The following is a 14007-nucleotide window of genomic DNA, read 5'->3' on the forward strand; positions in this document are numbered from 1 at the left end:
CCGCAGGCAAAGAAGCTGCACGAAATGGGCGCTGAGGTTGACCTGATCGCCGGTTTCCGCAACAAGGACATCATCATCCTCGAGGACGAGATGAAGAACGCCTGCACCAACCTGCACATCGTGACCGATGACGGCTCGAACGGCCGCAAGGCTCTGGTTACGCAGGTGCTCAAGGAGCTGATCGACGCGGGCAACCAGTACGATGCCGTTATCGCCATCGGCCCGATGATCATGATGAAGTTTGTCTGCGAGACCACCCGTCCGTACGGCATCAAGACCATCGTTTCCATGAACACCATCATGGTTGACGGTACCGGCATGTGCGGCGGCTGCCGTCTTACCGTTGGCGGCGAGACCAAGTTCGCATGCGTTGACGGCCCGGATTTCGACGGTCACCTCGTTGATTTTGACAGTGCAATGCGCCGCGGTGCCATGTACAAGGCACAGGAGCGCGCGGCGGTAGAGCGCCGCGAGGAGCATTGCAATCTGTTCAAGAAGGAGGTCAAGTAATCATGCCGAATATGAATCCGAAGAAGTGCCCGATGCCCGAGCAGGCACCGGACGTCCGCAATAAGAACTTTGAAGAGGTAACGCTCGGCTACACCGCTGAAATGGCGGTCGAGGAAGCACAGCGCTGCCTGAACTGCAAGAACAAGCCCTGCATGACCGGCTGCCCAGTACAGGTTAAGATTCCGGAGTTCATCGCTCTGGTTGCCGAGGGCAAGTTCCTCGAGGCGGCTGCCAAGATCAAGGAGACCTCCGCACTGCCCGCTGTCTGCGGCCGTGTATGCCCGCAGGAGAGCCAGTGCGAGTGCCACTGCGTACGCGGCATCAAGGGTGAGGCCGTTGCCATCGGCCGTCTGGAGCGCTTCGTTGCAGACTATGCCCGCGAAAACAGCACCGAAAAGGCAGTCAAGCCGGAGTCCAATGGTCACAAGGTTGCCATCGTTGGTGCAGGCCCGGCCGGTCTGACCTGTGCAGGCGATCTGGCTCGTATGGGTTACGAAGTTACCGTTTTCGAGGCACTGCACACCGCCGGCGGCGTACTCATGTACGGCATTCCGGAGTTCCGTCTGCCGAAGACTATCGTGCAGAAGGAAATCGACACGCTGAAGGACCTCGGTGTTGAGTTTGTTCTGAACTTCGTTGTAGGCCGTTCTGAGACCATCGACGAGCTGTTCGGTGACGGTTACGAGGCTATCTTTGTAGGCTCCGGTGCCGGTCTGCCGACCTTTATCGGTGTTCCGGGCGAGAACGCAAACGGCGTTTACTCCGCGAACGAATACCTGACCCGCATCAATCTGATGAAGGCGTACAAGGAAAACGCCGACACCCCGATCTATCACGCCAAGAAGGTCGCAGTAGTCGGCGGCGGCAACGTAGCCATGGACGCCGCCCGCTGTGCAAAGCGCATGGGCGCGGACGAGGTTTACATCGTATACCGCCGTTCCGAGAAGGAGCTTCCGGCTCGTCTCGAGGAGATTCACCACGCGAAAGAAGAGGGCGTTGTGTTCAAGTTCCTGACCGCTCCGCTCGAGGTACTGTCTGACGAAAACTTCAACGTCACCGGCCTCAAGTGCCAGCAGATGGAGCTGGGCGAGCCTGACGCATCCGGCCGCCGCCGTCCGATTCCGGTCGAGGGCAGCGAGTTTGTGCTTGATCTGGACTGCGTTATCGCGGCAATCGGCACCAGCCCGAACCCGCTGATCCGTCACACCACGCCGGGTCTGGAAACCAACCGCAAGGGCTGCATCGTGGCTGACGATGAGCACGGCATCACCTCCAAGGACGGCGTATTCGCCGGCGGCGACGCCGTTACCGGCGCAGCTACCGTTATCCTCGCAATGGGCGCAGGCAAGCGCGCTGCGGCTGCAATGGACGAGTACATCAAGAATAAGAACAAGTAATTTCTGCTTGCTTATGCGAAAAAGAACCTGTCTTACGGCAGGTTCTTTGAGACTGTCGAAAAACTTCGTTTTTCGAGCAGCCTCTCGCTTGAAACCACGCTTTCGAGCGAATACTGAAGAAAAACCGCGCCCTGCGGGCACATTTTTTCTTCCCTTGTATAAAAAGTCAGGTACACGCCCCGACTTTTTATGAATTTGCTCCGCAAATTCTACTTTATGCGTGCTGCCGCACGAAGCGTAAAAATTAAAATAATACTTTTTTTACAGACTGAAAGAACCTGTCTTACGGCAGGTTCTTTTCTTATGCGTTAAAACAGGTCTAACATATTATCCAGATAAATTTCTTCTCTCACGCGCAGCTGATACGCCGGTTTTGTCATATAATACAGCAAAAACTCGAGGATCAGCGCGCTTCCCAGTCCTCTGCCCTCGATCTTGAACTGCGAAAATCCCATTGGCAGATACGTCCGCAGAACAGCATCAACGCCGATGAATCCCGGATTTTCCATCGCCTTGGAGAACCGATAGCCGCTCTGTGCATCCGGTGCTTTACACCGGTGCTCGCAGTCCTCGCCGAGATTTTTGCGGCTGACAACCTCGTAGCAGCGTTTGCGGTCATTGCACCCGAACCAGCAGCACTCATTGCACAAAAATTCCACCTTATCTTTGTGCACCTGCGACAAGGCGTTTAATTCCTCAAACCGTTTATTCAATCGAAAATCCGGCACGACATACCGAAATTCTTCCCTGTCCAGCTCGTGCCGGAAATCTTCAAAATCGGTCAGCACCTTGGTCGTAGATGACACGAGGTACAACGCCGGATACTGCGTCCGCAGGTAGTCGGTCAGCAGCTCGGAATGCACGATTACGCCGTTCTGCACGCCGTTTGCCTGCGAAAACAGCTCGCAGAGTGCATTGCATTTGCGGTTGGACAGGTGTTCCTCGCGCAGAAGCGAATTGCTGAATGTCAGCCGCGCGGAAACGCCGTACTCCTGTGCCAGAGCCAGCGCTTCGCGTGCGCCGCACTCACCGAAACCCGCTCGTCCGCCTCCCCAGAGGCAGTCCGCCGGTGCGCCGTAAATGGACCCAATCTCACACCAGTCATAAAACCAGTCACGATTTGCGCGGTATAACGGCAGGAATGCGCGGTAAAACTCGTAAAATTCAAACAATCCGGGCAGATGATAGTATGCTTTGGCTGACACGGCCGCTCGCCTCCTTTGCTCCGTATAGCATACCACAAAATGCCGGAATACGCAAAAGAACCTGTGTTCTTTTCACTCAAACCCACGGAAATACCATGTGCACGCTGAACAAAGTCGCGGCTGCGCTCAGTGCGTTGGCGCACAGCGCGTAAGCGATCGGATGAGCCGTCTCCCGCCGGGTCTGCAGCCGTTTGCGGTAAACAACAGCCTCGATGATCCAAATCACAAGCTCCAGCGGCGCAAATACCAGATACCGGTAGAACGGCATGCCGATCCACATGCAGGCCGCCGTTACGACTGTGAGCAGCAGCTGTGTGCCGATATTGACGACGAAGAACAGCTTTGCGTTGCGCCTGTCCCAGAAGCCGAACGGCAGCAGCAGGATTCCCTCAAGCAGCAGCGTCGGCAGCAGCGAGGACGCAAACTGTTTGAAATATGTCAGCAGCGGATTTCCGGTTTTTACCGTATTATCCGCAAAGTCAAAGGTGAATATCTGCTGCAGCTGTGTGCGCTTCATCACCTCAGAAAAGTTTACTTTCTGCTGAGAATCATCATAAACCGCAATCCGAAACGTGTCCGGCGTGCCGAAATAGCTGAACACAAACGTGTCCTTGTCCGGATGATTGTAAAACAGAGGCGGTTGTGTGCCGTCCAGCATGGCATAGTGCCAACCGTCCATGCGGTCGCGCTCCAGCGCATCCAGCGGCAGCGACGCACGGTCGATATGATTCCACTCGATATTGTCGATGCATCGCTCGGGTACCTCGCCCGGAATGAGCAGGTCAACATAATAATCGCCGTCCGGCGCATTCTGCACCTGAATGGTGATCTGCGGTTTCGGGCCCGAATCCGCGCTTGCGGAGACCGGCAGCACGGCCAGCAGGAACGCGGCTATGCACAGGCAGGCTTTCCACTTTCGTTTCATGGCGGTCATCCTTTCTCGTATTTAGTTCTCCGTTCCACCGAGATACAGAGTATTCCCCTTCATTTCAACCTGTTCTCCGAGCAGTTCAAACAGCTTTGCCGGAACCCACGTCTTGCCATCAGCGAAATACGGCGCCGCGCCGAACGAAACCGGTGCTTCCGTGCCGTCGCCGTTCATCACCGAACGGATATAGGAATCCTCACCGATGTTTATATGCGTCATAACCTTGCCGTTGTTCATCTTCGCCTGACGGTTCTCTATGTCCCACGTCACGGTGTAGCCGAGGGCTTCGCCGACCTCACGGAGCGGCACCATAGCCACGCCGTTTTCCATGCGCCCTTTGTCGAGCGTCTTGTCCTTGCACACGATGTTAAACGCATTCGTCTCATCGGCTTCTCCGGTGAAAGCATTCGGCACCCCGCCGAGATACAGCGCGTCCCCGCGCATCTCAATCTGCTCGCCGAGCAGACCGAACAATTCAGCCGGAACCCACGTTCTGCTCTGCGCGATATAGGGCGCGGCACCGAGTGCTCCCGGGCGGCTCATGCCGTCCGCGTCCGGCAGTGCGGTTGCGCGGAAATACGCATCCCGACCGATGGTCACAGTCGTCTGCACCGTGCCGTTGGTGAGGTGCACCGTGCGGTCCCTGGCGTTCCACTTGACCGTAAAGCCGCACAGCTCGGCGGTCAGGCGCAGCGGAACCATAGCCACGCCGTTCGTCATGCGGCCTTCACCAGCGACCATATCGCCCTCAATGACGATGGCGAACGTATCGTCCTCAGAAGGCAGCAGCACAACCTTGTCCGTGCTCGCCTGTGCCGGATAGGATTCCAGAATCGTATCATACCATGCAAAAAAACGGGTTCCCATGCGGATATCCTCAAGTTTTGCCTTGTTTTTCGTGCCGAACGGCGTAACAGACGCATTCCGTGCAATGTTCAGCGTCAGGCCGCCGTCGCTTGCCTGCACAGTCAGACTGCCGTCCGCGTTCCTCTTCACCTGCTCGGCAGACAGCAGGCTTGCAGGCTCGTGTTCGTCGGTCAGATTGACCAGAATCGCCTTGGCATACACCTGCGGCGGCTCGGACAGCGCCATCATTTCCCCGCAGTAGAGGTACACCTCGTCACCCTTTTTGATATCCTGTGCGCCTGCCGGCAGACCGGTCTGCGTGTCCATGATGATCGTCTGCTCCGCAATGTGCACCACAACTGTGCCTGCGGTTTCGGTGCTGACGGTCAGCTCGCCGTCCTGCCTGTCGGTTACTGTGGCGCGCACGCCGTACAGGTCAAGCTCCGCGTGCTCGGCGGAGTCGGTCGCTGCCGCGTCCGTGTCGATCAGGTTCACTGCTCCGGCGGGAATCGCGCTCATGCCGAACAGCACCGCTGCAAGCAATGCCGCCATTCGTTTTTTCTCCATCATAATCACTACCTCCTTTTTATACCCAGTTAGACGGTCCGGGAGCGGTTTTGTTCCCGGTTTTCTTTCGGTGAGTGCAACAAAAAACATCCGCTCTGTTTAGTCGTTTTCCCTAAAAGAAAACGCAGGCAAAAGACATGACCATCAAAGTCACGCTTTTGCCTGCATACCTTATTTATTTCGTTCCAGAGAGGCTTCGTGCGCCGTCTCCATTTTGCTCAGCAGCTCCGCCGCCGGTCCTTCCGGATAGTCGGCTTTGCACGATTCCATTACCTGTGCAAACTCCTCCGAGCCGTCATGCCATGCGGCATCCGCCGAGGCAATCTGCCCGCAGATGAACTCTGCTGCCGGTGTGCTGTCGTCCGACGATACCGTCTGATCCCCCATCAGCACCAGATACGCCAGAACAGTGTGCGGCGATTCCAGAAAACGGCTCCGCAGCTCCTCGCACGCGCCCTCACTCGGCCCGCCATCGGCTGTAAGTGTAAACGCGATCAGCCTGTCGAGTGCGACCGTGTCCGTATGCGCCATCACATACGCAGCATCCTCGCTGTTTGTATCCGTGCTGACTGCCGTCCAGTCGGTCTTTGCCAGCTCGGACGCGACTGCCTGCGCGCAGGAATCCGCCGTCTGCGACACCTTTTCCCCACCGGCACCGCTGCATCCCGAAAGAAGAACAGACGCCATACATACCAATACCGCTGCTTTTTTCATAAAGATCCCCACCTTTTATTAAATTTTCAAGGCAATACCGTTTGAATTGTACTGCCTTATTTACCTTTTATCAGTTGCCGTACTGCTTGAGCATACGCTCCTGCAGCTCCTTCGCGGCGTTGAAGCCCATCTTCTTCTGACGGTCATTCATCGCTGCAACCTCGATGATAACGGCAAGGTTACGGCCGGGCTTTACCGGAATAGTCAGGCTCGGAACCGCGATATCGAGGATGGAGGTCGTCTGGCTGTCCATGCCGAGACGGTCGTACTGCTTGCCGTCCTCCCACGGCTCGAGGTTGATGACAAGCTCAACCTTTTCGGTCATCTTGATCGCGCCGATACCGAAGATACGGCGAACGTCAACGATGCCGATGCCGCGCAGCTCGATAAAGTGGCGGATAACCTCGGGCGCCGTACCGACGAGCGTCTTGTCGGATACACGCTTGATCTCAACCGCGTCGTCCGCGATCAGACGGTGGCCGCGCTTTACCAGCTCGATCGCGGTCTCGGACTTGCCGACACCGGAGTCACCGAGCAGAAGCACGCCTTCGCCGTAGATTTCGATGAGTACGCCGTGCAGCGTAACACGCGGTGCAAGTTTTACCTTGAGGAAGGCGACGATCACACTCATGATGGTAGAGGTAAACTCGTTGGTACGGAGGATCGGCACACCGTGCTCCTGTGCAGCCGCAAGGCATTCCGGAAATACGTCAATATTGCGCGAGAGCAGCAGCACCGGGATGCCGGTCTCGAACAGACGGTCGAAACGGCTGCGGCGCTCCTCGCTCGACAGACCCTCTACATAACTGGACTCAACCTTGCCCATGATCTGGATACGGTTCGGATCGAAATAATCAAAAAATCCTGCCAGCTGCAAACCGGGACGGTTTACGTCGTCCTTGGTGATCTCGGTCTTTTCAAAGCCCTCCGGACCGTAAACGACCTCAAAATTAAATTCATGGATCAGATCGCCCAAGCTGACACCGAATTCTTTTAACTGCATAAGTATAATGCTCCCTTCCGCTGTGGCAGGTATTCTATATCCTCTTTACTCTGCTGTTTTATTGCTGTATAATACATAGTATAATACATAAAGTAGATATAGCTGTATTATACCCTATTTCCCTGTTATTTTCAACGATTTCCGCACGGACCGCAGGAAAACTTGAAATTTTCTCTTTTTCTGAAAAAAATGCTTGCATTCATTCTATACATGTGGTAATATAATATCTGCTATGCAATGCCCGAAAGAAGGAGGTGCAGGAAAATGGCAAAGTGCGATATTTGCAATAAGGGTGTGACCTTTGGTATTCAGGTTTCCCACTCTCACCGTCGTTCCAATCGAACCTGGAAGCCGAACGTTCGTCGCGTAAAGGCTATGGTCGATGGTACTCCCCGCCATATCAACGTATGTACTCGGTGCCTCCGTTCCAGCAAGGTTACCCGCGCTATCTGATTTTAACGATCTGTGCGTTTACGTTGAAATGCCAAAGCGCTCTGTTCGCAGAGCGCTTTTCTTTTACCCTTATAGTATGTAGGTGATTTCCATGAAAAAGGCGTTTCGTCCTGCCTTTACCGCCACGATACCCGTACTGTGCGGCTATCTGTTCATCGGTTTTGCATTCGGTGTTATGCTGCGCGATATCGGCTTCGGATCGATCTGGTCCTTCTTCTGCAGCCTGAGCATCTACGCAGGCTCGGGACAGTATCTGCTTGTGTCGCTTCTGGCGGCCAAGGCGTCCCTTGTTACCGTTGCGGTGATGACGCTGCTGCTCAACTGCCGGCATATCTTCTACGGTCTGTCCTTTCTGGAGACTTTTCATGAGATGGGCCGCCGCAAGTGGTACATGATCTTCTCGCTGACCGATGAGACCTATTCCCTGCTGTGCTCGGTCAAGACGCCCGAGGGCATTGATGCAGGCGATATGCGTTTCTGGATCGCCATGCTGGACCATAGCTACTGGATCCTCGGCGGCGTGCTCGGCACGATCATCGGCGGCATACTGCCGTTTGACACCACCGGCATTGATTTTGCCATGACCTCGCTGTTCACGGTTATCTTCGTGGAGCAGTGGCAGAGCACCAAGTGCCACATCCCCGCACTGATGGGGCTGGCTGCGGCAGCTGTGTCGCTCGCCATCCTCGGGCCGGACAATTTCATCCTGCCCGCCATGCTCGCAATCTGCGTCATGCTGGTCGCTATGCGCGGCCGTCTGGCAAAGGAGGTCGCCTGATTATGACAACTGTTTATGCTATCGCCATGATCGCCGTGGCAGCCGTCTGCACGTTTGCAACGCGCGTTGCGCCGTTCCTGCTGTTCAACGGCTCCAAGCCCATCCCGCCGATCATCCGATACCTCGGCTCTACCCTGCCGCCCGCAGTCATCGCGCTGCTGGTTGTGTACTGCCTGAAAAACGTCGGTTGGGTGACGGGTACCCACGGTATTCCCGAGCTGCTGTGCATCGCCATCACGGCGCTGCTGCATATCTGGAAGCATAATAACCTGCTGTCCATCGGCGTCGGCACGGTGCTTTACATGGTGCTCATACAAAATGTGTTCGTTTGATTAGGAATTCGCGGGCGGATTTTCCTCGGTGAATCTGCCCGCTGTGTTTTTCCGAAAGATTTTCGAGATTTTTGTAAAAAGCTGTTGACAATTCGCGCTTTGCATGCTATTATATATAAGTCGCTGAGACAGACGGCTTGACAAAACGCTGGTGTAGCTCAGTTGGTAGAGCAGCTGATTTGTAATCAGCAGGTCGGGGGTTCAAGTCCGTCCACCAGCTCCAATCAAGCTGGTAATTGAATATGGAAGGTTTCCCGAGTGGCCAAAGGGAACAGACTGTAAATCTGTCGTCTATGACTTCGGTGGTTCGAATCCACCACCTTCCACCAAAAGAACCGATACTCATTCGAGTATCGGTTCTTTTTTGGTGTCAGGTGGAATGGATTCGAAAGCCGGCTCTTAGAAACGTGCCAGTGGCACGTTTCAACCGGCGTGGCTTGCCCGTAGGCCGACAACCTCTAAAATATTTAATGGTTGTTACCGCAGCAAAGCGAATCCACCACCGGACGGGCAGGCACGCGTGTGGCAGTGCGACCATGGGCGGCAATAGCCAATCCCGGCAGGCACGCGCCCAATCCGAAGGAACGCCAAGTCAGCACGCGCCCAATCTGAAGGGAAGAACAGGTTGTTCGATAGCGAAATCAACCTGTACAGGCTATTTGGAACGATATATTGCCGTTTGCGACGTTATCCCGTAGGGTGCGCGAAATCATACGATTCGTGGGCAAACACTCCGACTCGCTAAGAGCCGCCTACGGCGGTTGCTCGCTGGACGCCCACTGCGGTGGGTGTGTTCGCCCTACGGGATATATGGTGCAAAACCATGTCTCTCAACAAACAAGCGCTCCGGTTTCATCACTTGACAAAACCGGAGCGTCCGTTTATAATACTGATATAAGAACGGCTTTCACATGTCGGGTGCGGTCGTTCCCCGTTGCAAGTTTAGAGCTTGAGGAAAACGCCGCTGCCTTTTTAGGTGGCGGTTATTTCTTGAGGTTCAAAATACCGAAGACAACCGTCGCAAGCAGCATCAGAAGCGTAAGTACCTCCATTGTTGTCATGCGCGTCACCCCCTTATTCCAGGGGATAACCTCGCCGTTTCATATCAGCAGCTTCATTATAGCATACATGGCTTCATACTGTCAATAAATCGCTCTTCGGGGCGGTTTTTGTGTATTTGCCTCGTATTTTCATCCTATTACACCCAAAACAGGCACACCTCTCGGTGTGCCTGTTTTCCGTATATTACTCTCTATCCTGCGACCCGCTGTCTCCTACCACAGAATCAGCAGATCGGATATTGTACTTGCCGCGATGATGACGAGCCAGCAGACAAGCGGTGCTGCCCGCTCGAACCACCGCCAGAACAGCGGCAGGAACAGCCCGAGCGGAAACAGATGATACCGCGCTTTCTTATCCGACAGCTACTTCCGTCGTATAGGCAACATCACCGTCCTGTGCAGACTCGACGCCGTTTTCCGCGTCCTTCTCGGCCTGTGCACGGTATTTCTCGATGATATCCTTCGGATAATCCTCTTCGGTGTAGCCTGCGCTTGCGTTCCACTCGTCGCCCTTTTCGTCCGTGTAGGTCACGGATACGTTGCTGCGGGCAAACTGCTTCATAATGCCATACGCCATCGCATCGCTGCCGTACAGATTCATTGCGTCAATGTTGACCGCGTTCTTGAGCAGCGCGTCAATGTCCGCCCGGTCGGTCACCTGCACGCCCTGCCAGAAGTCTTTATCCGGCAGATAGATGCTCAGTGTAATCAGCTTTACGTTTTTCGCGCTGACAGCCTTGGGAACGATATTGGCGTACTTTTTGATGAGTGCAAGCGTCTTTACGTCCTTGTCGGTCACGCATACGGCACCCTCGCTGTAATAATCGTCGTTGTTCTGCTGCAAGAATTCCATGCACAGCACCGGCATGGCATCACCGGTGTGGGTCAGCGTCTCTGCCTTGAGCGTGTCAATGATCTCCTGCGCCTTCTGCGAGTCGCTGAGTGTGCCGACGCCGTTGTAGCCGTCACCGTTGGTGTAAAAAACAATGTTGCGGTGGTAACCCTCGTTGACCTCGCCGAGCGCAAACAGCGACCACGTCTTCTGCTTGTACTCTGCGGACTGGTAAATCTGCTTTTTGAGCGTGAACACTTCGTCTGTGGCCGGCAGCTCATACGAACGGCTCTTCACCTTGCCGTTCTTCAGCTTGAAGGTGACGGTGATGCACTCCTTCTGTGCATTTTCATCCGTATTATTCAGGCTTTCCACGCCGAGCGCCGCCAGCTGCCGCGCTGCCGCGATGTTTTCCGGCTCACTGAGCAGTGCCGATTCACCGACGTAACCCATCGGCGCTGCCGCTGCAATGCTGCCCTCATCCGGCAGCCACTTGTCGTAGCCGAACACGTCGGACTGCATGGTCAGCAGACCCGCACACAGCACTGCAAGGATGATAACCAGCTGCAGCGGCTTGCGGAAGATGGCGCGGAAGTCGAACGCATAAATAATCTCCACCACGCAGTGGAAAATGACCGTGCCGAGCACCAGACCGACCCAGAACCACAGCTCGGATTCGTAGACCAGCATTTTGAAAATCTCAGCGAACGCCGTACCCATAACCACGCAGATAATAATCTTGACGGGCAGCTTGATCGGGTTGAATGCCAGTGCCGTGCCCGCCCGCTCACTCTTGCGGATGCGGAACAGGAACAGTGCCAGTGCGGTGATAACGATCGCCGCAACCGCATAGCCGATCAGCAGACCGATAGCACTCGACTCCTGCAGCCCGGCGGAGTAATCCATCGCACAGATAGGCTCCACTGCCCAGCTATGCATTTTCGTGCCGTTTACGCCGAAATACTGAATCAGCGGTGCAAACTTGTTGCAGAACAGCAGCGAAGCCATGGAAGCATCCATCACATAGGTCTGGAAGAACATGCTCTTGAGACTCTGCCACAGTGCGGTTACGAGTGTCGGTCCGAAGTACACCCACAGACCGAGCAGCAGCGTGATGACCGTATTGCCGCACAGGATGGTCGTAACAGCCGCCATCGCGTACAGCAGGAAGAAGAAAATGACGTTGGACGCGATCACGCCGATGAGCGATGCGTTGACCACCTCACCGAAGCCCATCGCACATGCACTGACAATGCTCAGCGCATGCAGCACGAGGTACGGCACCAGCGCACACAGCGCACCGGTCGCATAGTCCACCGCGAACAGGCGGCTGCGCGAAATCGGCAGGCTGTGATAGAAATCCACCTTGCGGCGATTGTGCAGGTACGCGAACATGCTCACACCGCAGGTGACCGCCAGAATGATGACGGCCAGCTTGACAAACACATTCTGTCCGCCGAGCATCTCACCGACGCTCTCCACATATCCCTGCCAGCTTGCCGCAGCATCTGCCGCACTCAGATTGACCAGATCCTGCTTATGTGCCGCCAGGCTGTGCTGCGCCGTCATAATCACCGGCAGCAGCTGCGCCATAAAGAATCCCACCGTGGACAGCACGATGGCCCACAGATTGCGTTTCATGCAATCCCGTACGAGACCCTTAGAACAGGAGTTTCTTGACATCATAGCCTGCCACCTCCGTTTCATTGATAAAAATTTCCTCCAGCGTCAGCGGGAGCATTTCGCAGAAGGTCGGGTTCAGCGCGTTCACCCTGGCGAGCAGCTCTTCCCGGCTGCCGCGCGCCGTAATCGTGTACAGCGAGCCGCGCTGCTCCTTGTGCAGAATGTCAAAGCCTTCCCACGCGGAATCCGGCAGCGGATTCGGGAAAATGCACTGCATTTTGTACATGCCGAGCTTCATGTCGTCCAGATCGCGCGAGAACAGGATGCCGCCGCGATGCAGCAGACCGACATGGTCGCAGATATCCTCCAGCTCACGCAGGTTGTGCGAGGCGATGATGGGCGTCAGACCTCTGTCCGCTACATCCTCGGCAAACAGGCTCTTTACCGTCTGGCGAACGACCGGGTCGAGACCGTCGAACGTCTCATCGCAGAATAAGTAGTCCGTGCCGCTGCATACGCCGCAGATGACCGAAACCTGCTTTTTCATGCCCTTGGAGAACGTCCGCAGCTTGCGGTTTTCGTCCAGACCGAAGCCGTTCATCAGCTTGCGGTAGCGCGCTTCATCGAATTTGCTGTAAAAGCGCTTGTAGTAGTTTTTCATTTCCTTCGGCGTGCTGTTCGGGAAAAAGAACTGCTCATCCGAAATGAAGAAAAACCGTTCCTTCATCGCAATGTTCTCGAAAATGTCCGCTCCGTCGATCTGCACCGTGCCCTCATCCGGCTGCAAAATGCCGGCCAGCATGCGCAGGAACGTGGACTTGCCCGCGCCGTTCGAGCCGATCAGGCCGTAGACCGAACCGTCCTTGACTTCCGCGCAGATGTGATCGACCGCCGTGATGTCCTCAAACCGCTTGGTCGCGTTAGTTGCCGTAATCATGTTTCGCTCTCTCCTTTCCTCTCTACCCAGCCGCGCAGCTGCTCCTCGGTCGCCCCGAGTGAGCGCGCCTGACCGGCCAGTGCGGTAATCTGCTCACCCAGTTCGTTAAGCCTCTGGGAACGCAGTGCCGCTGCATTGTCCGATATAAAATTTCCCCGTCCTTTTGCGGCGTAGATCACACCGCGGCGTTCCAGCTCTCCGTAAGCGCGCTGTATTGTGTTCGGGTTGATCGACAGTTCCATCGCAAGCTGCCGTACACTGGGCAGCTGGGTGTCCGCTGGCAGTGCCCCACGCAGAGCCAGTCCCTCAATGCCGTCCACCACCTGTTCATAGATGGGTCGGGCATCCCGATAGTCGATTTTAATCACCTGACGCGCCTCCTTTCCTTTTGTTGATTTGAGAGTGTATCAACTGTACTGCGTGTTTTAGTACAGTTAGATAATAGCATACAGTTGACGAGGTGTCAAGAGAAAACCTGTGCAAAATTAGTAATTAGGAGTTAGGAATTAACGCATCGATAAACCATTTCCGTAGGGCGGGGTGCCCTCACCCCGCCGAATGTAAATTCACCGGCAATATTTATCCCGTAGGGGCGGTCATCGGCCGCCCACGTTATGATTAAACGGGTGCGTGGGCGCCCCTACGATTACGCATGTGCCTATCGGTTACACGGCGGGGTGAGGGCACCCCGCCCTACGATATTCGTTCAATTTATATCAATCCATTGAATTTATGTCAATCGTTTGATGCGGTGCGCCGAGGTCGTACCCCAGGGCACCTTCTCTTGCGGCTATGCCGCAATTCACCTTGTCGCACCCTAC

At 55.3% G+C, this 14007-nt stretch carries 13 protein-coding genes and 2 tRNA genes; 7 read left to right on the forward strand and 8 right to left on the reverse strand.

Going from position 1 to position 14007, the window contains the following annotated elements; translation table 11 throughout:
* Together C7386_RS04845 and gltA are read left to right on the forward strand one after the other, a co-directional pair.
* The coding region (locus C7386_RS04845; protein ID WP_116704932.1) for a sulfide/dihydroorotate dehydrogenase-like FAD/NAD-binding protein at window positions 1-510 on the forward strand (510 nt) is incomplete at its 5' end.
* Between the two features lie 2 nt (window positions 511-512).
* A complete protein-coding gene (gltA, locus tag C7386_RS04850; protein WP_110436530.1) occupies window positions 513-1907 on the forward strand; it encodes an NADPH-dependent glutamate synthase in 1395 nt (464 codons plus the stop codon).
* Window positions 1908-2215: 308 nt separating this feature from the next.
* On the opposite strand, the gene C7386_RS04855 is transcribed toward gltA, so the two are convergent.
* The 5 genes from C7386_RS04855 to hprK all read right to left on the reverse strand — a co-directional run bounded on the left by C7386_RS04855 (window position 2216) and on the right by hprK (window position 7170).
* Window positions 2216-3112, reverse strand: a complete 897-nt coding sequence (locus tag C7386_RS04855; protein ID WP_110436529.1) for a hypothetical protein — start codon at window positions 3110-3112, stop codon at window positions 2216-2218.
* 76 nt (window positions 3113-3188) lie between these two features.
* Complete coding sequence (locus C7386_RS04860) at window positions 3189-4037, reverse strand: hypothetical protein (RefSeq protein ID WP_116704933.1); 849 nt, start codon at window positions 4035-4037, stop codon at window positions 3189-3191.
* A gap of 21 nt (window positions 4038-4058) precedes the next feature.
* A complete protein-coding gene (locus C7386_RS04865) occupies window positions 4059-5456 on the reverse strand; it encodes a stalk domain-containing protein (protein WP_165815467.1) in 1398 nt (465 codons plus the stop codon).
* A 168-nt stretch (window positions 5457-5624) separates the two neighbouring features.
* On the reverse strand, window positions 5625-6140 hold the full coding sequence (locus C7386_RS04870; RefSeq protein WP_165815468.1) for a hypothetical protein: 516 nt from the start codon (window positions 6138-6140) through the stop codon (window positions 5625-5627).
* Window positions 6141-6237: 97 nt separating this feature from the next.
* Window positions 6238-7170 carry an HPr(Ser) kinase/phosphatase gene (gene hprK / locus C7386_RS04875; RefSeq protein WP_110436525.1) on the reverse strand — a complete coding sequence of 311 codons (933 nt, stop codon included), beginning with the start codon at window positions 7168-7170 and terminating at the stop codon, window positions 6238-6240.
* A 264-nt stretch (window positions 7171-7434) separates the two neighbouring features.
* Between hprK and rpmB the strand changes: the two genes are divergently transcribed.
* From rpmB to C7386_RS04900, 5 genes are all read left to right on the forward strand, one after another.
* On the forward strand, window positions 7435-7623 hold the full coding sequence (rpmB, locus tag C7386_RS04880; RefSeq protein ID WP_116704934.1) for a 50S ribosomal protein L28: 189 nt from the start codon (window positions 7435-7437) through the stop codon (window positions 7621-7623).
* 91 nt (window positions 7624-7714) lie between these two features.
* Window positions 7715-8401, forward strand: a complete 687-nt coding sequence (locus tag C7386_RS04885; RefSeq protein WP_116704935.1) for an AzlC family ABC transporter permease — start codon at window positions 7715-7717, stop codon at window positions 8399-8401.
* Window positions 8402-8403: 2 nt separating this feature from the next.
* A complete protein-coding gene (locus C7386_RS04890) occupies window positions 8404-8733 on the forward strand; it encodes a branched-chain amino acid transporter permease (protein WP_116704936.1) in 330 nt (109 codons plus the stop codon).
* 147 nt (window positions 8734-8880) lie between these two features.
* Window positions 8881-8956: transfer RNA gene (locus C7386_RS04895), tRNA-Thr, on the forward strand.
* Between the two features lie 21 nt (window positions 8957-8977).
* A tRNA-Tyr gene (locus C7386_RS04900) sits at window positions 8978-9062 on the forward strand.
* 1084 nt (window positions 9063-10146) lie between these two features.
* On the opposite strand, the gene C7386_RS04905 is transcribed toward C7386_RS04900, so the two are convergent.
* From C7386_RS04905 to C7386_RS04915, 3 genes are read right to left on the reverse strand one after another with little or no spacing between them, the layout of a single operon-like run.
* Complete coding sequence (locus C7386_RS04905; RefSeq protein WP_116704937.1) at window positions 10147-12267, reverse strand: DUF6449 domain-containing protein; 2121 nt, start codon at window positions 12265-12267, stop codon at window positions 10147-10149.
* A 19-nt stretch (window positions 12268-12286) separates the two neighbouring features.
* A complete protein-coding gene (locus C7386_RS04910; RefSeq protein WP_110436520.1) occupies window positions 12287-13186 on the reverse strand; it encodes an ABC transporter ATP-binding protein in 900 nt (299 codons plus the stop codon).
* Complete coding sequence (locus C7386_RS04915) at window positions 13183-13554, reverse strand: GntR family transcriptional regulator (RefSeq protein WP_116704938.1); 372 nt, start codon at window positions 13552-13554, stop codon at window positions 13183-13185. Before C7386_RS04915 ends, C7386_RS04910 begins: the two co-directional genes overlap by 4 nt.
* Window positions 13555-14007: the final 453 nt, after the last annotated feature.

The sequence above is a fragment of the Agathobaculum butyriciproducens genome, from assembly GCA_003096535.1.
Taxonomy (GTDB): Bacteria; Bacillota; Clostridia; order Oscillospirales; family Butyricicoccaceae; genus Agathobaculum; species Agathobaculum butyriciproducens.

What these genes read in the sequence shown, in the direction of transcription:
- gltA (WP_110436530.1), top strand. Translation starts at nt 513, where the DNA reads ATGCCGAATATGAATCCGAAGAAGTGCCCGATGCCCGAGCAGGCACCG.
- C7386_RS04860 (WP_116704933.1), bottom strand. Translation starts at nt 4,037, where the DNA reads ATGAAACGAAAGTGGAAAGCCTGCCTGTGCATAGCCGCGTTCCTGCTG.
- C7386_RS04865 (WP_165815467.1), bottom strand. Translation starts at nt 5,456, where the DNA reads ATGATGGAGAAAAAACGAATGGCGGCATTGCTTGCAGCGGTGCTGTTC.
- C7386_RS04870 (WP_165815468.1), bottom strand. Translation starts at nt 6,140, where the DNA reads ATGGCGTCTGTTCTTCTTTCGGGATGCAGCGGTGCCGGTGGGGAAAAG.
- hprK (WP_110436525.1), bottom strand. Translation starts at nt 7,170, where the DNA reads ATGCAGTTAAAAGAATTCGGTGTCAGCTTGGGCGATCTGATCCATGAA.
- rpmB (WP_116704934.1), top strand. Translation starts at nt 7,435, where the DNA reads ATGGCAAAGTGCGATATTTGCAATAAGGGTGTGACCTTTGGTATTCAG.
- C7386_RS04885 (WP_116704935.1), top strand. Translation starts at nt 7,715, where the DNA reads ATGAAAAAGGCGTTTCGTCCTGCCTTTACCGCCACGATACCCGTACTG.
- C7386_RS04890 (WP_116704936.1), top strand. Translation starts at nt 8,404, where the DNA reads ATGACAACTGTTTATGCTATCGCCATGATCGCCGTGGCAGCCGTCTGC.
- C7386_RS04905 (WP_116704937.1), bottom strand. Translation starts at nt 12,267, where the DNA reads ATGAAACGCAATCTGTGGGCCATCGTGCTGTCCACGGTGGGATTCTTT.
- C7386_RS04910 (WP_110436520.1), bottom strand. Translation starts at nt 13,186, where the DNA reads ATGATTACGGCAACTAACGCGACCAAGCGGTTTGAGGACATCACGGCG.